The organism is Leeuwenhoekiella sp. NPDC079379 (genome assembly GCF_044542075.1).
Lineage (GTDB): Bacteria > Bacteroidota > Bacteroidia > Flavobacteriales > Flavobacteriaceae > Leeuwenhoekiella.
Genome location: NZ_JBITTU010000004.1, coordinates 283007 through 300438, shown reverse-complemented (window position 1 = coordinate 300438; position 17432 = coordinate 283007). Strand labels below are relative to the sequence as shown.

18 protein-coding genes are annotated in these 17432 nt (G+C 31.1%); 17 read left to right on the top strand and 1 reads right to left on the bottom strand.

Going from position 1 to position 17432, the window contains the following annotated elements; genetic code table 11:
- The first annotated feature begins 168 nt into the window (after positions 1–168).
- The 13 genes from ACIGAM_RS09670 (at position 169) to ACIGAM_RS09610 (ending at position 11345) form a co-directional block, all read left to right on the top strand.
- A complete protein-coding gene (locus ACIGAM_RS09670) occupies positions 169–1218 on the top strand; it encodes a restriction endonuclease (RefSeq protein WP_396511253.1) in 1050 nt (349 codons plus the stop codon).
- A gap of 194 nt (positions 1219–1412) precedes the next feature.
- Positions 1413–2414, top strand: a complete 1002-nt coding sequence (locus tag ACIGAM_RS09665; RefSeq protein ID WP_396511252.1) for a hypothetical protein — start codon at positions 1413–1415, stop codon at positions 2412–2414.
- Positions 2398–3186 (top strand): hypothetical protein, encoded by a 789-nt coding sequence (locus tag ACIGAM_RS09660; RefSeq protein ID WP_396511251.1) that lies wholly within the window; start codon positions 2398–2400, stop codon positions 3184–3186. Before ACIGAM_RS09665 ends, ACIGAM_RS09660 begins: the two co-directional genes overlap by 17 nt.
- A gap of 278 nt (positions 3187–3464) precedes the next feature.
- A complete protein-coding gene (locus tag ACIGAM_RS09655; RefSeq protein WP_396511250.1) occupies positions 3465–3971 on the top strand; it encodes a hypothetical protein in 507 nt (168 codons plus the stop codon).
- Between the two features lie 171 nt (positions 3972–4142).
- Positions 4143–5288, top strand: a complete 1146-nt coding sequence (locus ACIGAM_RS09650; RefSeq protein ID WP_396511249.1) for an epoxide hydrolase family protein — start codon at positions 4143–4145, stop codon at positions 5286–5288.
- Between the two features lie 64 nt (positions 5289–5352).
- Positions 5353–5538: a hypothetical protein gene (locus ACIGAM_RS09645; protein ID WP_396511248.1), complete on the top strand. Its 186-nt coding sequence runs from the start codon at positions 5353–5355 to the stop codon at positions 5536–5538.
- Positions 5539–5748: 210 nt separating this feature from the next.
- A complete protein-coding gene (locus tag ACIGAM_RS09640) occupies positions 5749–6783 on the top strand; it encodes an aldo/keto reductase (RefSeq protein ID WP_396511247.1) in 1035 nt (344 codons plus the stop codon).
- A 10-nt stretch (positions 6784–6793) separates the two neighbouring features.
- Entirely contained in the window at positions 6794–7705 is a 912-nt protein-coding gene (locus ACIGAM_RS09635) for a helix-turn-helix domain-containing protein (RefSeq protein ID WP_396511246.1), read from the top strand.
- 138 nt (positions 7706–7843) lie between these two features.
- Positions 7844–8608 carry a type I methionyl aminopeptidase gene (gene map, locus ACIGAM_RS09630; protein WP_396511245.1) on the top strand — a complete coding sequence of 255 codons (765 nt, stop codon included), beginning with the start codon at positions 7844–7846 and terminating at the stop codon, positions 8606–8608.
- A 229-nt stretch (positions 8609–8837) separates the two neighbouring features.
- Positions 8838–9254: a hypothetical protein gene (locus ACIGAM_RS09625; RefSeq protein ID WP_396511244.1), complete on the top strand. Its 417-nt coding sequence runs from the start codon at positions 8838–8840 to the stop codon at positions 9252–9254.
- 11 nt (positions 9255–9265) lie between these two features.
- Positions 9266–9667 carry a hypothetical protein gene (locus ACIGAM_RS09620; protein ID WP_396511243.1) on the top strand — a complete coding sequence of 134 codons (402 nt, stop codon included), beginning with the start codon at positions 9266–9268 and terminating at the stop codon, positions 9665–9667.
- A gap of 276 nt (positions 9668–9943) precedes the next feature.
- Positions 9944–10450 (top strand): hypothetical protein, encoded by a 507-nt coding sequence (locus tag ACIGAM_RS09615; protein ID WP_396511242.1) that lies wholly within the window; start codon positions 9944–9946, stop codon positions 10448–10450.
- 139 nt (positions 10451–10589) lie between these two features.
- On the top strand, positions 10590–11345 hold the full coding sequence (locus tag ACIGAM_RS09610; protein WP_396511241.1) for a c-type cytochrome: 756 nt from the start codon (positions 10590–10592) through the stop codon (positions 11343–11345).
- 159 nt (positions 11346–11504) lie between these two features.
- Here the strand turns inward: ACIGAM_RS09610 and ACIGAM_RS09605 are convergent, their stop codons facing one another.
- Positions 11505–12581, bottom strand: coding sequence for a helix-turn-helix transcriptional regulator (locus ACIGAM_RS09605; protein WP_396511240.1), 1077 nt, complete (start codon positions 12579–12581; stop codon positions 11505–11507).
- A 77-nt stretch (positions 12582–12658) separates the two neighbouring features.
- Between ACIGAM_RS09605 and ACIGAM_RS09600 the strand changes: the two genes are divergently transcribed.
- The 4 genes from ACIGAM_RS09600 to ACIGAM_RS09585 all read left to right on the top strand — a co-directional run bounded on the left by ACIGAM_RS09600 (position 12659) and on the right by ACIGAM_RS09585 (position 16961).
- Complete coding sequence (locus ACIGAM_RS09600; protein ID WP_396511239.1) at positions 12659–13993, top strand: ATP-dependent RecD-like DNA helicase; 1335 nt, start codon at positions 12659–12661, stop codon at positions 13991–13993.
- A gap of 342 nt (positions 13994–14335) precedes the next feature.
- Entirely contained in the window at positions 14336–15388 is a 1053-nt protein-coding gene (locus ACIGAM_RS09595; protein ID WP_396511238.1) for a reverse transcriptase domain-containing protein, read from the top strand.
- A gap of 4 nt (positions 15389–15392) precedes the next feature.
- A complete protein-coding gene (locus tag ACIGAM_RS09590; RefSeq protein WP_396511237.1) occupies positions 15393–16115 on the top strand; it encodes a hypothetical protein in 723 nt (240 codons plus the stop codon).
- A 135-nt stretch (positions 16116–16250) separates the two neighbouring features.
- On the top strand, positions 16251–16961 hold the full coding sequence (locus ACIGAM_RS09585) for a hypothetical protein (protein ID WP_396511236.1): 711 nt from the start codon (positions 16251–16253) through the stop codon (positions 16959–16961).
- Positions 16962–17432 lie beyond the last annotated feature (471 nt).

Here is a 17432-nt window from a genome sequence, read left to right as displayed (position 1 = left end):
AAAAGGGTCGCTTTTTTTGTGTGTTTTTTTAGCGAGTACAGAATTCTGTAAAACCTTTTAGGATCATTGCAATATCTTGAACACGGAATAAAAAATATTATTTTAAGAAATATTGCGTAATAACAGTATATTTAGGATTGATATAACTAATTGGGCACAATTTAAAAAATGAAATATTCAACTGACGACATAGACTTCAGTAAAATCTCACCAAATGAGTTTGAGAGATTATGTTTTGAGCTATTATTAAAATACGGGTTTAGTCAAATCATATGGCGTCAAGGTGGAGCTGATAATGGACGAGATATTGAAGGGTATTTTGATTTCAATAATCCAATAGCTAGTCAACGAACCAAATGGTTTTTTGAATGTAAACATTACACAAGTGGTGGTGTGCCACCAGAGCATTTAAATTCAAAAATGGCTTGGGCAGATGCAGAACAACCATCTTATTTAGTAATACTTGTATCATCCTACATTACTACTGCTTCTAGAACTTGGCTTGAAAGTATAAAGCTGACTAAACAATATAAAATCATTGTAATAGAAGGAGAAGAATTAAAAGGAAGATTGGTTCAATTTCCTGATTTAATTGAGCGCTTTTTTGCTGCCGATAGATTTGAACGTCTTTTTCTTGAAATAAAAAATCATTGGTTAAGACATAGAATAGAGCCGAGTTATGAATTAATAAAAGAAATTTCTAATAATATAGATACTTCAAAATTAGACTTAGATGATATTGGTTTCCTTTTAATGAGTTTCCATAAAAATTATAGACATTTTGAATTAAGAAATGATTATTACGGAGATTTTACCGAGGAAGTTTTGGAACCTTTATATCCGCGACTTGCTGAATTGGCTTCAAAGGAGAATTTAGATTCGTTTGAAGAATATAGAACTGATTTTGATTCTTTAGGCGGAACAGGTTGTTTTGATGATGCTGAAAGTGACGAAAATTCTGAGTTAGCATTTCAGTTTTATGATTTACACTTGAATCATAAAAAGAGTCAAGACTTATGGAAAATTGGTTACTACTTATTCATAAAAACAAATGACAACAAAGCTTTTGAATTATTTAGTGTGGACGATTCTGATTTTAAAACGAGTGCAAAGTATTATAAGGAATTTTCATCTGATACATTAAAAGAATTGGCTATCGATATAAGTATTGAGTTTGGTAAAAAAATATTAGAATATTCGCCAAGATTATTAAAATAGAAGAATAAAAAACTGTGCCCAAAAATGGCTATAAGTAATTGCTTGTTCTCGCCTCCTTCTGAAAATCCTCACGGATTTTCAGCTTGGTATGTACTGCAAAGTTAAGTACAAACCCATGCAAATACTTATCCGAGAACGTTAGCAGCAAATTAAAAAACAACAATATGATAAAATGTTACAATTGCAAGAATGAAATGCCAATCAATGAAAAGGCTTTCTTTTGCCCTAAATGTTTAACTCAAGTCAAATGCAAGAGTTGTAATGAAACACTTGAGGAAAATTCTATTGGTTGTATAGCTTGTGGCACACCTATAACAAATGTTTCCAACGAAAATAAAGAGCTAAACCATATAGAATTTGAGCAAAAAGGAGACACCAAAAAATTTAAAGCTTCATTTTCAGATAATGTAGGACAAGAATTGGTAGCAACTTTTGGTGGAATGGTTGGAGTAAATGTAAACAAAGGAAAATTTATTTCTAATACTAAAAAACCATCGATTTTGGACTTAAATCTTAATTCTAATCAAGATGAAGATATTGTAGATGTAGAGTTTATAGAAGATTCGGAATTTGATGAAGCCTTAAAACGTGTTTTTAAAATTGATGGAGAATCCTTGATTGTACAAACTTCGACTTTTAAAAGTATAAGCAATCTAGACAAAGAAAAAAGAATCTCATTATTGACACTTCTAGGATACAAATACCTACATAAAGCAGAAGAAATCAAAAGAGGAACATTGACAGATATATTGAAGCAATTCAAACTGAATTCAGGTAGTTTTAGAAACTGGATAGGAAAATCGGAAGAAATCGGTCAAAAATCAGGTGGACTAATTTTTTTAACACCAAATGGTTTAACTACTGCCATCGAAGTTTTAAAAGAAGTTGTCAACCCATCTATTGAAAAAGGCTTAGTGAAAATAAGTAAACAAAAATCTACAAGACGAAAATCTTCTGATAATTCATCTGAATCAAAAAAATCTACTAAAGGCTCAAAAGAATATTTGTTGACTTTAGTACAAGAAAGCTATTTTAAACAACATCGTACTTTAAGCGATATTGTAACTCACATAAAAGACACAAAAGCTATTACTTTCAAAACCACTGACATTTCTGGTCATATGGGGAAACTAGTTAGTAATAAAACTTTAAAACGCGAAAAAGGCGAATCAGGCAACTATGAATATTTCGTTTAATCAAGAAAAAATTGAAAGTGCTCTTTCTGGAATCAATTCCGATTTTAGGGATAAAATTATAGATACATATATTGAATTAAAAAAAAGATACGTAAAATCTTTTTATAATCAAGAATTCGATGCTGTCGGCCTATCTTCTGGTAAGTTTTGTGAAATTATTTTCAGGTTTTTAGAAAACGAAATAAATGGTAAGTATACTTCTTTTGACAAACACATATCAAATTTCCCAACTGCCATAAACAAATTATCTCAAGAACCTGCTTCTAAAGCAAATGAATCAATAAGAGTAATTATTCCCAGAGCTTTAGTTTTTATTTATACCTTAAGAAACAAAAGAGGAATTGGTCACATTGGTGGCGATATTGTGGCTAACTCTACTGATATTAGTACAATAATGAAATCAATTGATTGGATTGTCTGCGAGTTAATAAGATTGTATCACAATCTGTCAATTGAAGAGGCCCAGTTAATAATTGACTCTTTAAATATGAAAATATTACCAGACATTTGGAATGTGAATGGTAGTCGTAGAGTAATTAGAGAGGGCTTAAATTATTCGCAAAAAGTTATAATCCTATTATATAATGAAATTGATAATTCTGCGACAATTCAAGAATTATTAGAATGGACCGAATATAGCAGTACATCTATGTTTAAAAAGGTGATTATGAAACTTCATAAAGATAAAATGATTGAGTTTAATAAATCAAATGGGAATGTTCATATTTCACCAAAAGGAATTAATTGTGCGGAATTGATATTATATGGATAGTAAAGTTAGCTGCTAACAAAGAACTGAGGTAAAAAAAAAACTCTTTTCTATATTAAATTTGCTTTATAAAAATCTGTAACTACAAATTTTAACTGTTTAATTTATAACTTTTTGACCTAGGCTTTAGTACGAAGAGAGACATAATTTTTCAGCGTAGTACAATCCAGATTTAGCAATGGCATATAGCTGTTTTAAACTTCATGCTTAACTGTAAGTTTCTTGCTTCCCACGCCTACTTTTTTTATACAGAACCGTTAGTAAACAATAACAAGACACATATGAAAAGAATAATTACAACTATAATTTTCAGTTTCTTTTTATTGAATAGCTATGCTCAGGATAGCTATGTAAAATTACCAGTGAGTGAAAGTAATTGCCCTACAGTGATTATTGAAAAAGACATTATTGCGAATGAACGTGTTATAGAACTAGCAAAAGAATTAATTGCAGAAATAAGCTTTTTGAAAGACAAACCAAATCGAAAAGAGCATAAGTTTTTCAACCTGACTGCAAACGGGATTTATTTTGTGAGTTTAAAGAAAAAAACTCCTTTTAAAAAACAATCTGAATTGAACGAATTTTTCGGAATTGAAAAAAATAACGCAATTTTTGTAAATGGTTATTTAATAGAACATTCTGATTACAAAATTGCCTCTGAAAGTATCATTGAAATTGAATTAGTAGAACCTGATTCTAGTAACAAACTTGATAGAAAAGCAATTAATGTTTGGACACTAACTCTAGAACAAAGGATTTCTGGTTGTAAAAGACAAAACCTAAATTAATTGAGGTTTTGTCAAAATCGTGTAAAATTAATTGCTGGTTTCGCCAATTTACAAAAGTCATTAAAGACTTTTCATCTATGATTTATTTGCTAATTTAGGTTATTAAACAACGCCAATACGCGTAGCCGACACCGCAGCTAACTTTCATTTAGATTGGCCAAAAAAACTATAATGATAAAACCATTTTCAGCAAATATTTCCGAAGAAATTCTTGACGATTTAAAGAATAGAATTAAAAATACACGTTGGCCAGACGAAATATCTGACTCAAACTGGATGTACGGAACTAACCTTTCTTTTATGAAAGAATTATCCAATTATTGGCTGTACAAATTCGACTGGAGAAAAGTAGAAGCTGAAATAAATTATTTCCCAAATTTCATTGCAAACATAGATGGCTATGATATCCACTTTATACACGTTAAGGGAAAAGGAAAAAAAAACATACCCTTAATCATCACTCACGGTTGGCCGGGTTCCTTTATCGAAATGCTTAAGCTTATACCTTTGCTGACTAATGAAGCTGAAATTTCTTTTGATTTAGTGATTCCTTCCATTACTGGATTTGGATATTCCGGGAAAAGTCTGGTTGAAGGCTGTAATTCAGAATTCGTTGCTCATTTATGGCATAAGTTAATGCTAGAATTAGGATATGAACGCTATGGGGCACAAGGTGGAGATATTGGTTCTGGAGTTAGCTCCTGGCTCGCTTTAAAATATCCTCTAAACCTAATTGGTTTACACCTCAATTACATTTCTGGCTCTTATACACCATTTTTAGAAGATGGTGAGCAGTTGACAGATAAAGTGGTAGCTTTTCAGAAATACGCATCAGATTGGGCTTCTAAAGAAGCTGCATATTCTTACATACAAAGTACAAAACCCATAACAATAGCTTTTGCATTAAATGATTCTCCTATAGGTTTATGCGCCTGGATTATTGAAAAATTTAATTCTTGGAGTGATAATAATGGAGAAATCTATTCTGTGTTTACAAAAGATGAATTACTCGCAAACGTAACCCTCTATTGGATTACTCAAACTATTCATTCATCAATCAGAATGTATAATGAAAACAGTAAACATCCCTTAAAATTTGATGAAAACGATTTTATAAATGTTCCTGTTGGATTCGCAAAATTCCCCAAAGAACTGCCTACGCCACCACGCTCCTATATCGAAAAAGGTTTCAATATCACGCATTGGACCGAAATGCCGGTTGGTGGCCATTTTGCTGGAATGGAACAGCCAGACTTGTTGGCAAAAGACATAAAGGTTTTTTTTCAAGAAATAGCTATATTTAGAAAAAAATATTGAAATAAGAGAAATAGGTTGTTAACAAAAAACTGAGGTAAAAAACATCCCAAATTCAAAACTAAAAATGAAAAAACTTTATTTTATATACCTAATAATCGCAGTAAATATCATTTTTATAATCTACACTATTTATGAGCTTGATTTTGAAAATAGTGATATTAAATCTTTCGCCGGTATACTTTCAAATTTCTTTTTAATTATGGCTATGTTAGTTACGATGCGAGATCTTAAGAAAAAAGAGAGTAGATAATGCTACTCAAAGCACGTTTATTGAAAACGTACCTGAATTGTATAAAAATCACATTCCTACTATAAGATATTTTAACAGGAATGTGAGTAACTCACCTCCGCATCATAAAGCTTAAACGCTACTCTTCATTTTGGTTACAACAAACCCCAATCTGGTTACATTAGATTTCTGATCGTTAGTCAACTTTGCCTAGAACAAAAATTAGAACTAATGAATTACAAAATTTTAGGAAATACAGGATTAAAAGTCTCAACGCTTTGTCTAGGAACAATGAATTATGGCGGAAAGGGTTTTTTTAACTATATGGGAGATTTAGGACAGCAAGAAGTAGATGAGCAGATAAAAACTGTAATTGATGCGGGAGTAAATTTTATAGATACTGCTAATATTTATTCTGAAGGACTTTCAGAACTAATGATTGGAAAAGCAATAAAAAATCTTTCTATCAAACGGGACGATCTTGTTATTGCAACCAAAGTTAGAGGCAGTATGGGAACAGGAGAAAACGACAGAGGCTTATCTAGAAAACATATTATTCAGCAGGTAGATGAAAGTCTCAAAAGACTAAATACAGATTATATAGATTTATATCAATTACATACATCAGACCCATTAACGCCTATTGAAGAAACCTTAAGAGCCTTAGATGATTTAGTACGTAGCGGTAAGGTGCGTTATATAGGTGCTAGTAATTTTATGGCCTGGCATTTAATGAAAGCCTTAGGGCATTCCACTCATAATAATTTAGAGAAATTTGCTTCTTTACAAGCCAACTATTCGCTAGACAACAGAGATTTAGAACGCGAAATGATACCTTTATTGCAGGATCAAAAAGTTGGATTGTTAGTGTGGAGTCCTTTAAGTGGCGGCCTTCTCACAGGAAAATACAAGAGAGATGGCAGCAATGAAAAAGGTAGATTAAACGACTTCCCATTTGAACCTTTTCATAAAGAAAGAGCATTTGACGTTATAGATGTACTTATTCCTATGGCAAAACAAAAAGGTTTTACAGTTGCTCAATTAGCTTTAGGCTGGTTACTACAGCAACCGGTAGTTACAAGTAGTATTATAGGTGCGACAAAAATGTCACAACTTCAAGACAATCTAAAAGCGATAACCGTAGATTTTACTACAGATGAATTAAATATGTTAGATGAAGTAAGTGCGTTACCCATTGAATATCCTAAAAATGTGGTTGAAGTGATGACCGCAGACAGAAGTAACGGTCGTGATTTTTTGTTGTAATTTAATAGCTATGGAACAAAAGAACAGTCCTAAAATCATAAATTCAATTACCGAACTGCATCGGGTTTTAGGTTTACCTAAACCCACCAATACCTTAATCACACTAATTGATCATTCTCAAGAACGAGAACTAAACGATGTAGATAACCAGAAAATGGTATTGAATTTCTACAATATTACGATTAAACGAAGTTTTCAAGGGCAACTAAAATATGGTAAAAGTAATTATGATTTTGACGAGGGAACACTATCATTTCTTGCGCCTAACCAGGTATTAACAATTGATGAAAAAGGCGATCAAAATACTAACGGCTGGTCTTTACTGTTTCACCCAGATTTATTAGCAAACACGGCTTTATCAAAGTCTATTAAAAGTTATGGCTTCTTTTCTTACAGTGTTAATGAGGCTTTACACCTATCTGAAAAAGAAGAAGGCATAATTGAAAATTTAGTACAGAATATTAGAGATGAGTATAGCTCCACAATTGATTTGTATAGTCAGGATGTTATAATTTCAAATATTGAGCTACTACTCAATTACTGCAATCGTTTTTACAGTAGACAGTTTATAACTCGAAAAATGGCAAGTAATGATTTGCTTGCCAATTTTGAAACTAAACTAGCGAGCTATTTTGATACGAAAACACAAGGAAAACTACCTACAGTTAAAAGTATCGCACTTGAGTTGAACGTTTCTTCAAATTATTTGAGTGATATGTTGAGAACCATCACCGGACAGAATACACAACAACATATTCACTCTAAATTAATCTCAACTGCAAAAGAAGAGTTGGCGACCACATCTAAATCTATTAGCGAAATTGCTTTTCAACTTGGTTTTGAACACTCACAATCATTTAATAGACTTTTCAAAAATAAAACAGATTTATCGCCTTTAGAATACCGTAATTCGTTTAATTAATACTCATTCTCAATATTTTACAATCCTCCCTTTTCAAGTTTTACTTTACTTAAAACTCAAATAATTCGCAACAGCTTCCTAAAAAATTAAAATATTTCATTTATTAGCGCTAGTATTGATCCTAAATAAATAAACCCTATGTCAATAACAACAGAATCAGAATTACGGGGAATGCAAAAAATTAGTGAAGTTGTGGGTTCTACACTAAAACTAATGAGAGCATACGCTAAAGTAGGTATGTCTACAAAAGAATTAGATAACTACGGAGGTGGTATTTTACAAAGTTATGGCGCAAAATCTGCACCCTTTGAAACCTATGGATTTCCGGGTTTTACCTGTATTAGCGTAAATAAAGAAGCAGCACACGGTATCCCATCTGAAAAAAAAATACTAAAAGAAGGAGATTTAATTAATATTGATGTCTCTGCAGAACTTGATGGCTTCTGGTCTGACAATGGAGGTTCATTTATACTCGGAAAAGACATTCATAAGCACCAACCGCTTGTAGATGCTTCTAAAACTATTTTAAGCAAAGCAATAAGCAGCATTAAAGGCGGAGTTAAAATTTCCGAAATTGGTTATTTAATAGAAACAGAAGCCAAAAAATCTGGATATAAAGTAATTAAAAATCTCGCCGGTCACGGTGTGGGTAGAAGTTTACACGAAGCCCCTGAGAACATTTTAAATTACAGGGTTAAAAGTAACCGTGAGCGCTTTAAAAAAAATACCACAGTAGCCATAGAAACGTTTATTTCGACAAAATCTACTGTTGCTGTCGAGCTAAATGACGGTTGGACTCTCGTAGGTAATAAAGGTGGCTATGTAACGCAGCACGAGCATACCATTCTTGTTACAGATAATCTGCCTATAATTTTAACCAAATCTAATGAAATCTGGAATTAAGTTATTGCCTAAAAAACGTATTACTATCAATAAGTTGTAAAGCCCGGCACAAGAGATAAAATTAATTTCACGCCAAAAGCGATCTTTAAAAGGGTCGCTTTTTTTTGTGTTTATTTTTCGCCGAATACAGATTTCTGTAAGATAGTGTGAGGTCGTAACGGTATTTTGCGCACGGATTAAAAATTTTTAAAAAATCCGTAACTATAAACTGAAGCTTAAAATTTAGACAATGAAAAAAATGCTTATGCTTTTCCTATTCACAGGAACTTTAATCTCATGTACTACAGAAGACTCTGAAACAGAAATTACAACTAACGAATCTACCTCTGGTAGTACAACAGCCACCGTAAATCTCAATGTAATTAACAGTTCTAGTGCTTCACAAAGTGGATATATCGTTATGATGTTTAATCGGGAAGTAAAAGAAAACCAACAATTACCGGAAATTCTATTTCAAAAAACAAGCAATTCTGAGGGTAATGTAAGTTTTGATTTAGAAGATTATATTGCAAAAAATGGTAATGGCCCCTACTTTTTTGAGGCATTTCTAAAAACCTCTAATGGCTTTAGTTTAGAAAGCATAACGCATCCCACTTTCTTAGTTAAGTCTGGACAAAGTCGTACTACTTCAATAATTGTAAAGTAAATATTGCAAAAATGAAAAAACTATTACTTGTATTAGTCACAATCAGTTTACTATCAAGCTGTTCATCTGATGATAATGCTTCAGAGAACAAAATTACTACTGCAGCAATTACCTTAACAGATTCTAATGGGGAAGCTGTTTCAGGAATTGTTATCTATGCTTATAACGAAACAACCTGGAGTGTAATTGGAGATGATCCTCAATTTGCCGATTTTCAAGCTGCATCTGATAATGATGGAATAGCGGTATTTAGTAATTTAACAACAGTTATAAATTTTAGTGAATTAAATAACTACTCTCAAACATTTAGATTTTCTGCACATTATTCGTTAAATGGCACTAATAAAATAAAAGTTAAAGCTATATCCTTTAACCTTGGAGATACTAAATCAGACACGATAGTTTTAGACTAAAAAATCTCTATTTATGCAAACAGACTAATATGAATACATTATTTTATTTCTTTGAAAAAGAGATGAAAAACTAATATAACCACGAAAGCGATCTTTAAAAGGGTCGCTTTTTTTAGGTGTTAATTTTTCGCTGAATACAGAATTCTATAAAATAGTGTGAGATCGTAACGGTATTTTGCGCACAGATTAAATATTATTATTTTAAGAAATATTGCGTAATAACAGTATATTTAGGATTGATATAACCAGTTAGCTACAATTTAACCAAACTGCTTATTGAAAAAGAAAATAGCCGAATATGAAATTATTGAATCAGCAGAAAACTATAATAAAATAGTCCGAACTGAACTGAATCGAAAAACATTCGGAAAGAAATACAATCTATCTGGAGATTACCCAGATTATGGCGGAATTGATATTTTCCCAACTATTTCCTTTGCAGTTTTTAAACCAAATCTTGGTCCATTAGTAAAACTGAATTTGAATTGTGCGAATACAAACGAAAACGGGACTGAAAGTAAGTTGACTTTAAATCGTGTGAATGGCGCGACTTATAAAATGCAGTTTTGGTTTATGATTTTCTTTGTAGCCTTAACTCTGATTATAGCTTCATACCAAATTATAATTGGAAATGAAATTGGATTTGGAATGCTAATGTTACCGCTATTTGGGCTTTTATATATTCTGATTATCGAACTGTTTTCTGAATTTACTATCAGCAGTCTGAATAAAAAAGTGGAAAAAATGATGGACTCTGAAAAATTAAAATATAAAAAACTGTAGCTAACAACGGCTATAGTTCATTACGGCGGAATTTCCTATCGGAAATTCCCTGTGTGTTTGCTATCTTTGGTTTACGGCGGAATAGTTCTGCCGAACCATTCCGTAACGAAACCATAGCCAAAATCGTTGCCACCAATTTATGAAAATCGATAAAACATTAATATTTTTAGTTTTTATTTCAGTATTAATGGCTACTGGAGTTTATTTATTTGCAAATGGATTTGGAATTATATCTGCAAATAAAAAAATTGATTTTGGAGTTTTTAGTATGATTATTCCGCACGATTGGGAAAAAATAAAATATAAAGGAATTGACAGCTATGTCGGTGGAATAACAAATGGAACTGACTCTTTGACTTTCGATTATGGCTGGTACTCGTACGATTTTAGCGACGAAGATGGAGAAAACCAACTCTTTGCAACGGACACAATAAATGGAAAAATCGCATTATTAACCAAACCAAAAGAGGTTGGAAATGGAACAATCGGAATTTATATTGAAAAAGCGTATAAGGAAAATAGATTTAATCTAATTGGACAAAACATCGCTGACGAAAACCAAATATTCTACATTTTCAAATCGCTTAAATTTAAAGATAGCGACACAGCAGTAAATTCAAAGAACATTGAGTTTTCTAATAAAATAACAGCTTATTCTGGTAGGAGCTTATTTTACACAAACTGTGCTGCTTGTCATCAGAAAAATAAAAATATGATTGGACCAGCATTTGCTTCAATCGATGCGGTGGAATTTAAAAAATGGATTCTTGATTCAACAAATTTGGTTAAAACCGACACAACAAAATGGGGAATTAATTATCATAGAAAAGCATTTGGAAAATTAATAACAGAAAATGAAATTGAGAAACTAATTGAATACAGCAAATCGAAATAAAAACTGGTGGCAACACCGTATAAAATTAATGGCTAGTTTTAGCCTATTTGGAAAATTCCTGCGGAATTTTCTCTGGCAAGTATCTGTTTACTAAATTAGGTGCTTAAACACGCCACTAATCTTATACATCAACGTTATGCCCAATTAGAAGAAATAAAATCATTCATCATATTGAATTAACATTTTTTGAATTCTGAACTGAATTTTATCTCGAATAGACTTCGGAGAAATGACTTTTACTTTTTCACCATACGAAAGAATCAAACGTTCTAACTCGTAATTAGGAATAACCTTAATTGAAATTACCATTTCACCACTTTCCAAAAACTTTGGTCTGGTTTGGGTCGGGTGGATAGGTTTTGTTTGTATATAAGGTGCTAATTCAGATAAAAATTGCAAAACTATTTCTTGTACATCAGCATTTTGAATTCTTGTTACACCAATAATATCATAGAAGTAATCATCTTCCCAATCAATATCAGCAGTCTTGTAATCTTTATCTAATTCATTAATGGATTGAATTCTATCCAAAGCCATATTCCAAAAAGAAATGTTATTTTCTTCATTTAACCCAAAAACAAACCACCTGTTATTGTATTGTTTCAAGACATATGGATGCAAAACAATCTTATAAGATAATGGATTCTTAAAGTCCTGATATTCTATTTCTAAAACTCGACTATTAGAAATTGCATTAAAAATTGGTTCAATAAACGAAATGCCTTCATAATCAATATTGGAATCAAAATAAATTACTTGCTTTGATTCATTTGCAAATCCTAATTTATCATTTAAAATTGGAATTAATTCATTAACCCATTCAAATTGTGGCAATCCTTTGAAACGAGATAAAACTAATAAAGAAGATTTTATACTGTCCGATTCATTTGTACTTAAAGGACTGTTCTTAATTGAGAAGTTTCTATCTTCATATCTATAAAAAACTTTTTTACCATCTTTTTCCCTTTCTAACAAGATTGAAAAACCAGCCTCACTCTCCATAAAACTAATATCCTTGAACAGTTGAGTTCTACCAATCCCCTTTCCTTCTCCATTAATATCAATTAGTGCTTTATTAACTTCTTCTAACAAATCTTGCCAGTAAAATTTCCTGCCACTATTACTAAAGCAACGGTCTAAAACTTGGTATCTAATATATGCATTCTTATTTATAGGCATAAATACACTTTGAATGAACTGCAACTCCAAATATTTGTAGTGCAAAATGAGATTCAAAGATACTATTTTTTACAATACACAAAGAGTGTACAAAAGAGTTTCATATTTGCACTGTAATCAAAAGATAGATGCTTATGAATAATGTATTTTCCTTACTCGACTTCGAACCAAATGCACAACAAAAAGTTGCACTGCAACAGATTACAGATTTTATCAAATCTGATAATGATGTCTTTATACTAAAAGGTTCAGCAGGTACAGGAAAAACATCTATTGTTAAAGCAATAACAACTCATCTGACGAATAGTGATATTAATCAAAGAATTGCTGCACCCACTGGTCGTGCTGCAATGATAATTGGTAGCAAAACTGGACAAAGTTCAAAAACTATGCATAGTCAAATTTACACACCTGAAAAAATAAAAAACGGTGGAGGTGTTCGATTAATTAGAAAAACAAACCAAGAAAAAGCAATGACTATATTTTTAGTAGATGAAGCATCAATGGTAAGCAATATTCTAACTAAAAGTGAAAACTTTTTTGTATCTAAACCTTTGCTTGAAGATTATATTGATTATGTGAAACAAGGCAATAAGGATAACAAAATCATTTTCATAGGTGACAAATTTCAGTTGCCCCCTGTAAATGAAACATTTTCACCTGCACTAAGTCCTAAATTCCTTAGTAAGCATTTTGAACTTAAAAGTGTGGAGTATGAATTAACACAAGTAATGAGACAGGATGAGGGGTCTGGTATTCTAAGAACAGCGACGTTTATCCGTGATTTATTGGAAAGAGGTATTTCAAATTCTCCGATTTCAATTGACAGAGAGAAGTATCCGTCAAATGCCTTGAACAGATATTTAACAGAATTTGACGTGAACGATATTAATAAAGTAATTGCTATCTGCCATTCAAATAGAGACGTAAATTACTGGAATATCTGGATAAGACAACAATTGGGTCTTTCATCAAGCATATTGGCTAATGATGATATTATTGTCACTCAAAACACTTGGTTAAACAATAGCGGAGATTGGGTATATAAAGGCGAATATGGGAAAATTATTGAATTAGATACAAGCATTGAAAAGTATGCAAATCTAAATTTTGCTGATGCGAAAATTGAATATGCAACATCAAATGGTGAGTCGAAAATAATATCAACCAAAGTACTACTTGATTCACTTAACACAAGATATGGAATTCTTGATGAGGAAAAAGAAAAGCAATTGTTTGCAGAAGTAATGAAACACAATCCACAGTTCAGAACTTCTCAAAACAATGCAGATGATAAATACCTTGGAGCAATTAGACTTAAACACGGATATGCAACAACTTGCCACAAAGCACAAGGTGGTGAATGGGATAATGTTTTGATACATCCTTGGACAATAGGTAAAGATTTAAAATGGACATACACCGCAATTACAAGAGCAAAAAAAGAAGTTTACTCTTATGCGGCTTAAAGTACATTCTTTGTGTACTGAAATTGAAAAATGATTTATTAAACGAATAAAAATATTACTTTTGTAAACGGTGACTCTGCGGTATTAGGATTTAATTCGCATTGTGTTACGCAATGTTCTTTCAAAGGTTAGTACATAGTTAGTGTATTAACTTTATTTCTTGAATTATTAACTATTAATGTTATTAAATTATGTTAGAAATGTATTTTGATAATTATTAATATTTCTTAATTATTTATTTAATTATTAGGAATTATAAGTTAATGATTTATTTAATTATTCATAGATATTATTGTTTATGAGTTTATGATTTGAATGTCCCCGCAGAGCACCTTTTTTAATATGAATTTGACAGAATCTAACATATCGGATATTAAGCAATTATTGCAAAATGGGAAATCAAAAGATGATTTGGTTTCCCTAATAAACTTTGTTATTCATTTGCAAAATGAACAACTTAAAACTACATATAAAATAGTTTCCAGCAAGAAAATTGGTTATTACTTATCTAAAAGGGATGATAAATACATTGATTTTGAAATCCCTAAAAAATCAGGAGGAGTTCGGAATATTTCATCACCAGATAGGTTTTTAAAAAAAGTTCAAAGAAGAATTGCATTTGTTTTAGAAACATTATATACACCAAAACCATCTGCAAATGGTTTTGTAACTGGCAGAAGTATTGTGTCAAATGCAAAAAGCCATATTGGTAGAAAATATGTTTACAATATTGATTTAAAAGACTTTTTCCCTACAATACATTACGGAAGAATAAAAGCAGTTATGCAAATTCCGCCTTTTAATGCCTCACCTGAAATCGCTCATTTAATTGCTCATTTTTCTTGTTATAAAGGTGTTTTGCCACAAGGCTCACCTTTGTCTCCAATTCTAACAAATATTGTCTGCCAATCATTAGACTATCATCTTGTGAAACTTGCAAAGCATTATAGATGCTTTTATTCTCGCTATGCAGATGATATTACTTTTTCATCTAACAAAAACCTTTTTGTAAAAGAAAAATTCTTGACAGAGTTGAATACTATAATTGCAAACCAAGGTTTTAAAGTAAACGAAAAGAAAACACGTTTGCAAAAGCACACTCAAAGACAAGAAGTTACAGGAATTGTCGTAAACAGCAAATCTAACCTTAAAAGAGATTATGTGAAAAAAGTACGAGCAATGCTTTATAATTGGGAAAATAAAGGGTTAGACTTTTGTCAAGCAAAACTGATAGAACAATACCCAAAAGAAAAAGGATTTATTCGCAATAAAGTAACGCCACCATTTGAAAACGTATTACACGGTAAAATTCTATTTCTTGGAATGGTAAGAGGTAAAGAAGATAGTTGTTTCAAGAGATTTGAAGCAAAATTTAATGAACTTAATAAAACTTAAAGATATGGAACAATCGTATGAAGGTTTAAAAAATGAATTAGACAATCTTAAAAAGATTGTTTTTAGAATAATGGACTATAATTTTCCAGATTTAGATGCTAATATCAAACATTACAACTTTATTACAGATGAAGTTGTAAGAAGACAATTGGAGTTGGATTTTTTGAAAATGATGCAAACTCCTGCCTCAAATTTTAATGAATATTGCCATTACAGTTTTTTCCAAATTGAAAATTTACTCAATTATTATTATACAATAAGATTTAACTCAAAAGAAGAGTTAACCAAATACTTCACGTTTGGCAATGACCCAAATGAAAAAGCAAAAGGAAGGGTTTCTGAAATCCCATACAGTACGAAATGGGCAAAATTTGCCCAAGAATTTTTAATAGAAGAAAAAGAAGTATTTGATAAAATTACAAATAGTAAGGTTTTAAAGAAAAAACCTACCCCCTTAAATTATGACATTCAAAAAATTGCATATGTAAGAAATTCTTCAATTCATAGAAATACGATTGACATTGATAAATATGAGAATGACACTTATAAAAAGTATTTAGAGATTAAATCGAAACAAAGTAAAAGCCAAGACGAATGGAAAATATACAATGAAGGTAATAAGATTGAATTTAAGAAAAGTGAGAGTTTTTCATTAGTAAAAAAACGTACTGCAGAATTCCTTAAAATAATAGAAATTGAAATAAAAAAGCATCAAAAAGAAGAATAAAAGGGCATAACAATGTATAAAAATAATAGCCGGTTAAGTAATAATATCAAGGGTTGTAGCCCGCATAAAACTTAGTAGTAAATTGAAAAATTCTGCTTCCGCAATCGAAATAAATTTGACAGAAAATAATCGGAAATGAAACAAGTATTAGCCATTCTCTTCTTTTTAGTAACCATATCGATTTATGGCCAATCCCAAAAAACTGAATTGCAATTGACTAAAGATAGCGATACAACCTTTTGGAAAGGTTACAGAATAAAAGACTTAGCAAATTTTAAGTTACCTAATTTAAACACCGAATCTGAATTTGTTTTTCGCAGTTGGAACCCAGGAAGCCTGTTGGAAATAAGTAAAAATCAAGATTCTGTAAAAGCCAAAATAATTTACTTCGTTTACGAGGTTTGGGAGAATGATTATAAAGCTGATACTTTTGTCAAAGAATATTATCTTCCTGACTCAACTGCAACCGAACTCTACAAATACGTTTCCAAAAGCGGAATTCAAAAGATACCGAGTGATGAATATATTGAGGAGTGGAAACACGGATTTGACGGAATAACTCACATTTACGAAATGAAAGAAAACAATCTTTATTCTTTTAAAAACTTTTGGACACCAAAATCCCAAAATGGACTTAAAGAAGCAGAATTTATTATTGAATTCAATAAAAGGATTAGAGAAATTGGAAATTTAAAACAATATGGAGATGATTTTTCAAATAGTGTTCCATTTATAACCTATACGTATTCTGGAGTAGCGTATTCGATTACCAAACCACCAACAAAAAAGGAATGGCGGAAATATAAGCGTGAAAGAAAAAAACGAATAAATAAAAACAAGAGATAACAACGGTAACCGTTGCACAAGCCTTTAATTCTTAGAAAATATCACTTATTTAAACCGATTTTAAGCGGTTTTCTAGTTTTATATCGTTTGTAAATTAGCAGAATGAAGTCTCTTTATAAGGGTGTACACACACTGGTAACCATAACAAAAATCTCAGGTTATTTAAAAAAATATCACCGAATCAGACCACTATTTATCTTATAATCAGAATTTAATGATAAAAAAATGTAGCTAGCTAAAGGCAATTTGAAAAAGATATTTAAAATATTAATTCTACTTTTCACTTCTGTTTCTTGTGATACAGAACCTAAAAATGAAATGCCAAAATCTGACTTTGATCTAAAAGTTAATTATACAAAGTTCTTCTCAATACAAAGCCTGGTGTTCTGTTATACTTCAATTGAATCAATTTCTACTAAACTAGAATACAGCCGCCAACTATTCATATTCAGTCATTTAACCCGAACTGAA